Annotated in this window: 9 protein-coding genes; 7 read left to right on the plus strand and 2 right to left on the minus strand. The window is 71.4% G+C overall.

The features are described 5' to 3' along the window. Positions 1-695 (minus strand): DUF461 domain-containing protein (locus tag ACFU99_RS21400; protein ID WP_384394315.1); only part of this gene is annotated, 695 nt, incomplete at its 3' end. Between the two features lie 711 nt (positions 696-1406). Here ACFU99_RS21400 and ACFU99_RS21405 point away from each other — a divergent pair. The 4 genes from ACFU99_RS21405 to ACFU99_RS21420 all read left to right on the plus strand — a co-directional run bounded on the left by ACFU99_RS21405 (position 1407) and on the right by ACFU99_RS21420 (position 4025). Beyond that, entirely contained in the window at positions 1407-1889 is a 483-nt protein-coding gene (locus tag ACFU99_RS21405) for a CarD family transcriptional regulator (protein WP_003953493.1), read from the plus strand. Between the two features lie 379 nt (positions 1890-2268). Next, positions 2269-2976, plus strand: coding sequence for a 2-C-methyl-D-erythritol 4-phosphate cytidylyltransferase (ispD, locus tag ACFU99_RS21410; protein WP_384394327.1), 708 nt, complete (start codon positions 2269-2271; stop codon positions 2974-2976). Then, positions 2966-3472, plus strand: a complete 507-nt coding sequence (gene ispF / locus ACFU99_RS21415; protein WP_384394317.1) for a 2-C-methyl-D-erythritol 2,4-cyclodiphosphate synthase — start codon at positions 2966-2968, stop codon at positions 3470-3472. The genes ispD and ispF overlap by 11 nt, the downstream gene beginning before the upstream one ends. Positions 3473-3623: 151 nt before the next feature. Continuing rightward, positions 3624-4025 (plus strand): PPOX class F420-dependent oxidoreductase, encoded by a 402-nt coding sequence (locus ACFU99_RS21420; RefSeq protein ID WP_384394319.1) that lies wholly within the window; start codon positions 3624-3626, stop codon positions 4023-4025. 76 nt (positions 4026-4101) lie between these two features. Here ACFU99_RS21420 and ACFU99_RS21425 read toward each other — a convergent pair whose 3' ends face one another. Beyond that, entirely contained in the window at positions 4102-5229 is a 1128-nt protein-coding gene (locus ACFU99_RS21425; RefSeq protein ID WP_384394320.1) for an acyltransferase family protein, read from the minus strand. Between the two features lie 164 nt (positions 5230-5393). Here ACFU99_RS21425 and cysS point away from each other — a divergent pair, with 164 nt between their 5' ends. The 3 genes from cysS to ACFU99_RS21440 all read left to right on the plus strand — a co-directional run. Beyond that, positions 5394-6791, plus strand: a complete 1398-nt coding sequence (gene cysS / locus ACFU99_RS21430) for a cysteine--tRNA ligase (protein ID WP_384394322.1) — start codon at positions 5394-5396, stop codon at positions 6789-6791. Between the two features lie 71 nt (positions 6792-6862). Continuing rightward, positions 6863-7813, plus strand: a complete 951-nt coding sequence (rlmB, locus tag ACFU99_RS21435; protein ID WP_384394324.1) for a 23S rRNA (guanosine(2251)-2'-O)-methyltransferase RlmB — start codon at positions 6863-6865, stop codon at positions 7811-7813. Positions 7814-7942: 129 nt separating this feature from the next. Next, a partial coding sequence (locus ACFU99_RS21440) for a DoxX family protein (RefSeq protein ID WP_384394325.1) occupies positions 7943-9314 on the plus strand: 1372 nt, incomplete at its 3' end.

Here is a 9314-nt window from a genome sequence, read left to right on the forward strand (position 1 = left end):
GCGTTCTGCTGGCCCTTGTCGCCGTCCGGCGTGTTGTTCTCCGCGCCGTTGCCGCCCGGCGTCGCGCCGTGCGTCGGGGTGGCCGAGTTCTTCCCGCCGGGCTTGTCCGCGGCGTCGCCCGTGGGGTTGCCCGTCGGGGTGCCGCCCGGCTTCCCCGCGCCCGTCTGGGACGGCGAGGGCATCGCGCTGGGGCCCCACTCCTTGAAGTAGCTCGTCGCCGGGACGACGAACGCGCCCACGCGCACGTCACCCGTCGAGCTGAAGTCGAAGACGAGCGGCTGCTGCTCCCCGTCCTTCAGGCCCTCCCGGCCGCTCTCCAGCACCGCGGAGGCGTTGCCCTTGCCGCCGAGCTGCACGGAGCCGTGCGCGGGCACCACGAGCGGGCCCTTGCCCTTGGCGGGGGTGATCTTCACGGGCTGGCTCTTGCCGGAGAGCTTGATGCCCTCAAGCGTCTGCGGGTCGCGGCTGTTGTTGAAGAGGTGGCCGGTGATGACGGCCGGGCCCTCGGTGTCCTGGTCCGGCTGCGTGATCACGTTCACGTTCTGGACCTTGATGTCGCCGACCGTCACGGCGGCGTTGTCCGGCTTGACCTCAAGGGTCTGGGGGCTCGTACCCGCCGCGCACGCGGAGAGCGGTGCGATCGAGAGCACGAGGGCGGTGGCGGCGAGGGCGCCGCGTCGAAGGCTGCTGCTCACGGCGGCGGCATCTCCTAGACGAGCTACGGCGGCCGAACGGTCTGCCCGGTCGCGGATGGACGGCGTGGACGGCGGTACACGGGTGTAAAGCCGCCCTAAGGGTGTGTCAGCGGCCTCAGGTTACCGAGCCGCCGGACGGCCGCCGCACCCGACCCGCCCCCATGGTCGACAGGCCGTCGGCGAAGCGCCCCCACGGCCTCCCGCGAGCCGTCTTCCGCGAGCGGCTCGCAGGCGTCCGCGGAAGCCCGCGCGAGCCCGTGAGGGCCCATGAGAGCCCGGCCGGGCCCGTGAAAAAGACGCGCCCGGCCGGAGAGGGAAAATATCCGTAAGGAATGCGTGCGGCTTCCGTGACGCATCGGGGAAGGCCACGGAATTGATCAACGGAGTGATCGCGTTCTTGTGATCAATTAGCGAATCCGGTCGTGGCGAACCCGGAGAGGGCCCGAACGGAGTAGCGGAAGTCCACCACTCGGACTCCGGCAAACCGGGACGTAGACCCTCTCCTGGGCCGCCCCAAGAGCGTGTAACGTGCCTGTTTCTCCCCGCCCGGACAGCGGCTCCCACCTGCGAATACCTGCTTCCGCACCGCTTCCGCAGCACGTTCCGGTCGTTGTTGTCAAGCCCTGAGATATGCCCTGACCTGCGAAAACGCCATTCAGAACCGTCTGTTCCCGTGTTAGACTGGATAGCCACGGAAGGGGTACCTGTCACATGACGTTCAAGGTTGGCGACACCGTGGTCTATCCCCATCACGGGGCCGCGCTGATCGAGGCCATCGAAACTCGCCAGATCAAAGGCGTGGACAAGACCTACTTGGTGCTGAAGGTCGCCCAGGGTGACCTCACGGTTCGCGTGCCAGCGGACAATGCGGAGTTCGTCGGCGTGCGCGATGTGGTCGGCCAGGACGGGCTCGACCGGGTCTTCGAGGTGCTCCGCGCACCGTATGCGGAAGAGCCGACGAACTGGTCCCGCCGCTACAAGGCAAACCTGGAGAAGCTCGCGTCAGGCGACGTGATCAAGGTCGCCGAGGTCGTCCGCGACCTGTGGCGCCGTGAGCGCGAGCGCGGACTCTCCGCAGGTGAGAAGCGGATGCTCGCCAAGGCCCGCCAGATCCTGGTGAGCGAGCTCGCCCTCGCGGAGAACACCAACGAAGACAAGGCCGAGGCCCTGCTCGACGAGGTCCTCGCGTCCTGACCTGACGCCACGCATGTCGCATGACAGCTCGACGTAAGGCAAGTGCTCTCAGAGGCAGTGGTGCCGCGGTGCCCGTGTGAATGACGGAAGTCAATCGCCGGGCGCTGCGGCATCTCTGCGCTCGGTGCACCGCCCGCCCTACTCGGCGTGCCGGACCCGGGCGGCTGGCTCGACCAGCTGTCACGGAAGGGGCTGATCGGGGCTTCGCGCCCGGCACGCTGTGGCCATACCCAACTCGGCCGAGGAAGCAAACCTGAACGCCAACGCGAACTCCGACCGCGCCCCGGAGACCACGTCCGGGAGCGCCGCGGACGCCACGCCCGCCCGTACGGCCGTCCGAACGGCGACCGCTCGTACGCCCGTACGCACCGCCGCGGTCATCCCGGCGGCCGGCCGCGGCGTCCGCCTCGGCCCCGGCGCCCCCAAGGCGCTCCGGGCGCTGAACGGCACCCCCATGCTGATCCACGCCGTACGGGCGATGGCCGCCTCCCGCGCCGTCTCCCTCGTCGTCGTGGTCGCCCCCGCCGACGGGGCAGCCGAGGTGCGCAACCTCCTCGACGAGTACCCGCTCGCGGACCGCACCGACGTGCTCGTCGTCCCCGGCGGCGACACCCGCCAGGAGTCCGTACGGCTCGGCCTCGCGGCGCTCCCCGCGGACATCGCCGCCGTCCTCGTCCACGACGCGGCCCGCCCGCTCGTCCCCGTCGACACGGTGGACGCCGTCCTCGCGGCCGTACGGGCCGGGGCCCCCGCGGTCGTGCCCGCCCTGCCGGTCACGGACACCGTCAAGCAGGTCGAGCCGCGCCCGGCCGGCGAGCCCGAACCGGTCGTCGGCACGCCCGAGCGGGCCCGGCTGCGCGCCGTGCAGACCCCCCAGGGCGTCGACCGCGCCACGCTCGCCGAGGCGCACGAGCGCGTCGCCCTGGAGGGCGACGGCGCCACCGACGACGCCGGGATGGTGGAGCGGCTCGGCGTGCCGGTCGTCCTCGTGCCCGGCCACGAGGAGGCGTTCAAGGTGACCCGGCCGCTGGACCTGGTCCTGGCCGAGGCCGTACTCGCCCGCAGGAGGGCCAACGATGGCTTCTGACCCCACCCCCTCCGCGCGCCCGGCGCTGCCGCTCGTCGGCATCGGCACCGATGTGCACGCCTTCGAGGAGGGCCGCGAGCTGTGGTGCGCGGGCCTGCTCTGGGAGGACGCGACGCACGGCCTCGCGGGCCACTCCGACGGCGACGTCGCCGCGCACGCCGCCTGCGACGCGCTGTTCTCCGCCGCCGGCGTCGGCGACCTCGGCGCCCACTTCGGCACGGACCGGCCCGAGTGGTCCGGGGCCGCGGGCGCCGTCCTGCTGGCCGAGGCCGCGCGGATCGTACGGGCCGCCGGGTTCGAGATCGGCAATATCGCGATCCAGGTGATCGGCGTGCGGCCGAAGATCGGCAAGCGGCGCGACGAGGCCCAGAAGGCGCTGTCGGAAGCGGTCGGCGCGCCCGTCTCGGTCTCCGGCACCACGTCGGACGGGCTCGGCCTGACCGGCCGCGCGGAGGGCCTCGCGGCCGTCGCGACCGCGCTCCTCGTCAGGGTCTGAGGGGCCGTACCGGGGGCGCTGCGGCGGATCGTGGCCGACGCCCGTACGAGTGACGGACGGGCCGGGAATGCGGGTGCGCGGCGGGGAGTTGGGTACGGATCGAACGGCCCGGCCGTATCCGGCAACGACAGCGCAGTGAAGGGTCACCGTCATGGCAGCCGCACTCTCCGAAGCCCTCAAGCAACTCGTGGACAGCCCGGTCTTCGCGACCGTCGCGACCATCCAGCCCGACGGCAGCCCGCAGCTGTCGGTCGTATGGATCAAGCGGGATGGCGACGACCTGCTGTTCTCCACGACGATCGGCCGGCGCAAGGAGAAGAATCTGCGCCGCGACCCCCGGATCACCGTGATGGTCAACCCGGCCGACGCGCCGTACTCCTACGCCGAGGTCCGCGGCACCGCCACGGTCACCGAGGACAGCAGCTCGCTGATCGACGAGCTGTCGCAGAAGTACACCGGTCAGGACTACGCCGACTTCAACCCCGGCTCCAAGGACGACGCGCAGCGCGTGGTCGTACGGATCACCCCGGAGAAGGTCGTCGGCTCGATCTGAGCCGTCGGCCCGTACAGCTGTCGGCCCGTACAGCCGTCGGCCCGTACAGCCCGCAGTCCGTACGACGGCACGCGCCCTAACCGGCTCTGATCTCCGTGACCGCCCGCTGCAACCCGCGCTTGAGCCGGCGGGCCAGCGGGCGCTCCACGAAGCGGTGCACGAGGTACGCGAACCCGAGCATCGCCGCGACCAGGCCCGGCAGCAGCACGTAGTGCGGCACATGGCCCGCGAGGTGCTCGATGACCACCCAGCCGACGCGCTCGTGGACGAGGTACAGCGGGTAGGTCAGCACGCCCGCCGTGGACAGCCACCGCCAGTTGATCCGCCGGGTCCAGCCCAGCGCCACGGCCGCGACCAGCAGGAAGAACAGCGCGAGGATGACGACGGTCGGCCAGCTCGGGATCTGGTGGCCCATGTGCTCCTCGGCGCGCGCGTGGGCCTGGAGCAGATAGTGCTGGCCGATCAGGAAGCAGCCGCCGACGATGGCCCACAGCAGCACATTCGGCCGGAAGCGGTGCATCAGATAGAAGGCGATGCCCGCGATGAAGTACCAGCAGTTGTCCGGCAGCAGCAGCTGGCTGAGCAGGCTGTTGTCGACGGCCTCGGCGACGATCGCCGCGATGGCCCACAGCAGGCAGAACGTTACGGCTCTCTTGTACGTGAGCCCGCGCCACGCGACGAGCGCGAAGAGCAGGTAGAACCGCATCTCCATCCAGAGCGTCCAGTACACGCCGTCGACCGGCGTCACCCCGAGGGGGTCCTGGAACATCGTCAGGTTGACGGCGGCGTCACCCCATGAGGGGGCCTCGTTGACCACCGGCCAGATGAAGACGACGAGGGAGACGAGGGCGACCGCGAACCAGTACGCGGGGTAGAGCCGGGTGATCCGCGAGAGGGCGAACTGCCCGAGGCTCTTTCCCCAGCAGCTCATGCAGATGACGAAGCCGCTGATGACGAAGAAGAGCTCGACGCCCAGCCAGCCGTAGGAGGCCGGCAGATAGGCGGTGGGAAAGAGGGTTTTCGAGGATCTGGGCCAGGCGCCGCTGTCGAACGCGATGTAGTGGTACGCGACCACCATCAGCGCCGCGAAGAGCCGCAGTCCGTCGAGGGCGGCCAGCCGTCTGCCGCGCTGCCCATCAGGTACTACCGGTGCGACCGGTGTGGTGCTCGGCGCCTCCTGCTGTACGGGCAGTGTGGAGTGCAACGCTCCTCCTGATTCCTGCTCCTGGTTTCCCCGTGGCCCCACCGGGCAGGCAAGGCGTGCCGGGGAAGCTACCACGGTTACCCCTCATATAGATGCAAAACGCAAATAGAGGTCAAAGCGGATGGACGGGTGAGGCACCGCCGCAGGCCCACTACCCTTGTTGCGTGAGCATTCGCCTGTACGACACCAGCGCCCGGCAGATCCGTGATTTCATCCCGCTGTCGCCGGGCTGTGTCTCGATCTACCTCTGTGGCGCGACCGTGCAGGCCGCCCCGCATATCGGGCACATCCGTTCCGGACTCAACTTCGACATCATGCGCCGGTGGTTCGTCTACCGCGGTTACGACGTGACATTCGTGCGCAACGTCACCGACATCGACGACAAGATCATCAAGAAGGCGGCCGAGTACGGCGAGCCGTGGTGGGCCATCGGGTACCGCAACGAATGCGCCTTCAACGCCGCGTACGACGCGCTCGGCTGCCTGCGGCCGACCTACGAGCCGCGCGCCACCGGGCACATCCCCGAGATGATCGAGATGATGCGCGGCCTCATCGAGCGCGGCCACGCCTACGCCGCCGACGGCAACGTCTACTTCGACGTGCGCTCGTACCCGGACTACCTCGCGCTGTCCAACCAGAGCCTCGACGACCTGCTCCAGCCCTCGGCCGAGGGCGAGACCGGCAAGCGCGACCCGCGCGACTTCGCCATGTGGAAGGCCGTCAAGCCCGGCGAGCCCAGCTGGGACACGCCCTGGGGGCGCGGCCGGCCCGGCTGGCACCTGGAGTGCTCGGCGATGGCCCACAAGTACCTGGGCGAGGCGTTCGACATCCACGGCGGCGGCATCGACCTGATCTTCCCGCACCACGAGAACGAGATCGCGCAGGCCAAGGGGTACGGCGACGACTTCGCCGGCTACTGGTGCCACAACGCGTGGGTCACCATGAGCGGCGAGAAGATGTCCAAGTCGCTGGACAACTCGGTGCTGGTCTCGGACATGGTCAAGCGCTGGCGGCCCATCGTGCTCCGCTACTACCTGGGCACCCCGCACTACCGGTCGATGATCGAGTACAGCGAGGAGGCGCTGCGCGAGGCCGAGTCCGCGTTCGCGCGGATCGAGGGGTTCGTGCAGCGGGTCTGCGAGAAGGCGGGCAAGACCGTCGAGCCCGCCGACGAGGTGCCGCTCGCCTTCGCCGAGGCGATGGACGACGACCTCGGCGTCCCGCAGGCGCTCGCGATCGTGCACACCACCGTCCGCCAGGGCAACTCCGCGCTGACCGCCGACGACAAGGAGACCGCCGTCGCCCGCCTCGCCGAGGTACGGGCCATGCTCCGCGTGCTGGGCCTCGACCCGCTCGACGAGCAGTGGTCCGGCGGCGCGAGCGGCCGCGGCGAGGATCTGCACGGCGTCGTGGACTCGCTGGTCCGGCTCGTACTGGAACAGCGGCAGGCGGCCCGCGCCCGGAAGGACTACGGCACGGCCGACGCGATCCGCGACCAGCTCCAGCAGTCCGGCCTCGCGATCGAGGACACCCCCTCCGGCCCGCGCTGGTCGCTCTCCTGAGCGACACTTGTCGTACGTACGTTTTCCGAGCCGTCCCGGGCGGCTCGCAGCAGTGAAGAGACAGGTGACCCATGGCCGGGAACAGCCAACGCAGAAACCGCCGCACGTCCAACAAGAAGGGCATGCAGGTCGGCAGTGGCGGCAACCGGCGCAAGGCGCTGGAGGGCAAGGGCCCCACTCCGCCCGCCTCCGCCCGTAAGGGACACAAGAAGAACCGCGTCGCCACCGCCAAGGCGCGGCACGAGGCCAAGCGCCCCGCGCCGCGCCGCGGCGGCCCCAAGGGCACCAACGAGCTCGTCGTCGGCCGCAACCCGGTCGCCGAGGCGCTGCGCGAGGGCGTGCCCGCCAACACGCTCTACGTCCAGCAGTACATCGACAGCGACGAGCGTGTGCGCGAGGCCATCCAGCTCGCCACCGAGCGCGGCATGAACCTCATGGAAGCGCCCCGGCCCGAGCTGGACCGGATGACGAACGGCCTCAACCACCAGGGCGTCGTCCTCCAGGTCCCGCCGTACGACTACGCGCACCCGGACGACCTCACCGCCGCCGCCTTCGACGCCGGCGAGGACCCGCTAATCGTCGTGCTCGACGGGATCACCGACCCCCGCAACCTCGGCGCGATCGTCCGCTCCGTCTCCGCCTTCGGCGGCCACGGAGTCGTCGTCCCCGAGCGCCGCGCGGCCGGCATGACCGCCGGGGCCTGGAAGACGTCGGCGGGCACCGCCGCCCGTACGCCCGTGGCGCGCGCCGCCAACATGACGCGCGTGCTGGAGGCGTACCAGAAGGCCGGGCTCACGGTCGTGGGCCTCGCGGGCGAGGGCGACACGGAGCTCGGCGACGTGCAGGCGTTCGACGGCCCCGTCGTGATCGTCATCGGCAGCGAGGGCAAGGGCCTGTCCCGGCTCGTCGGCGAGACCTGCGATCTGCGGGTCCGCATCCCGATGCCGGGCGGCGCGGAGTCGCTGAACGCGGGCGTCGCCGCGGGCGTCGTGCTCTACGAGGCGGCCAGGCAGCGCGCCTGACCCGCCGCGCGCCGCTCCGTCCCGGGCCGGGGGCGGGGCGGCGGCGCCTGCTCCGGGGCCCCCGCCTTGACGGGTCTCGGACAGTTCGGCGCGGTCAAGCAGTGTCCTAAACACCCGTCACTCGGTTAGATGAGTGTGGACACCAGAACACCCCGCCCCACGGGGGGAAGCTCGCCGGGATACGACGACCAGCCCGCGCTGAGCACGGTGAAGGTCCCGAGCGACCCGGCGCAAGTCATCGTCAACCACCTGAGCTTCCGCGTACAGCTCGCCCGACCCCCGCGCGCCGCCCGGCAGTTCGCCGGCCTGGCCGACACGGCGAAGATCCCCGTCGTCGGCGGTCCGGCCCGCCGCCGCGCCCCGGTCGTGTGGAGCGGACGGACCGCGCCCGGCGACCCCGCCGCCACCGAACTCCTGCAAGCCGTACGCCACTCCGGCCTGGCGACCGCCGTCGACGACCGGCACGGCGAGGCCCCCGCGGACGCCGGCTCGACCCAGGTGCTGCCCCGCGTCCGCGTCGACGACGCGCCGACCGGCCGGAACACCGTCGTCGGACCGCGCGGCCCCGTCGAACACCCGGCCGCCTCCGACCCGCCGCGCGAACTCCTGCACGGCGTACGGCCCGCCCGGGGCGCGTACGACGAAGAGCCCTACGGGCCGGACGAGTTCGACGACGAGGTCACCGCGCGCCCGCAGCGGACCGACGACGTACGGCACGCCTACTACCCCGGACGCCGCATGAACCTCGGCGTCGTCCTGCTTCCCCTGCGCGTCTTCCTCGGCTTCATCTCCATCTACGCCGGCATGGGCAAGCTCTGCGACCCCGTCTACTTCGACGGCGGCCGCCGCGGCTCCATGGTCACCTGGCTCAGCTCCCTGCACCCCTGGGCCGTCGCCTCGCCCCTGCGCGACTTCGCCCTCGCCCACCCCGTCGGCGCGGGTCTCACCGTCGCGTTCCTCCAGGTGACCGTAGGCGTCCTCACCGTCCTCGGCCTCTGGCAGCGGCTCGCGGCCTCCGTCGGCGCGCTGCTCTCCGCGATCCTGCTGCTGACCGTCAGCTGGCGGACCGTGCCCGCCTACGACGCGCCCGACATCATCTATCTGGCCGCCTGGAGCCCGCTGATCATCGCGGGCGCGCCCGTCTACTCCGTGGACGGCAGGCTCGCGGGGGAGGCGTGGCGCAGGCTCGGCCCGCGCTCCGAGCTGCGGGACCTCCGCAGGCGCGTACTGCGCCGCGGCGGGATCATGGCCGCCTTCGTCACGGGTGTCACGCTGCTGGTCGGCTCGCTGCTCGGCGGTGCCGTGCGCTCCTCCGACACCGCCGACGTCCCCGGCCCCAGCGACCCGCCCGCCAACCACCTGCCCGGCTCGCCGCTCCCGCAGCACCCCGGCAAGCGCACCCACCCCGGCACGCAGGGGCCCAGCACGGGCGCCGGCAGCGGCAAGCCGGCCGCGCCCGGCGGCAAGCACCACACCAAGCCCTCCCCGAGCGCCTCGAAGG

The organism is Streptomyces sp. NPDC057654, from assembly GCF_042800135.1.
Taxonomy (GTDB): Bacteria; Actinomycetota; Actinomycetes; order Streptomycetales; family Streptomycetaceae; genus Streptomyces.

Bases quoted from the DNA above. Each gene is read 5' to 3' on its own strand.
- ACFU99_RS21405 (WP_003953493.1), top strand. From the start codon at position 1,407: ATGACGTTCAAGGTTGGCGACACCGTGGTCTATCCCCATCACGGGGCC.
- ACFU99_RS21420 (WP_384394319.1), top strand. From the start codon at position 3,624: ATGGCAGCCGCACTCTCCGAAGCCCTCAAGCAACTCGTGGACAGCCCG.
- rlmB (WP_384394324.1), top strand. From the start codon at position 6,863: ATGGCCGGGAACAGCCAACGCAGAAACCGCCGCACGTCCAACAAGAAG.
- ispF (WP_384394317.1), top strand. From the start codon at position 2,966: ATGGCTTCTGACCCCACCCCCTCCGCGCGCCCGGCGCTGCCGCTCGTC.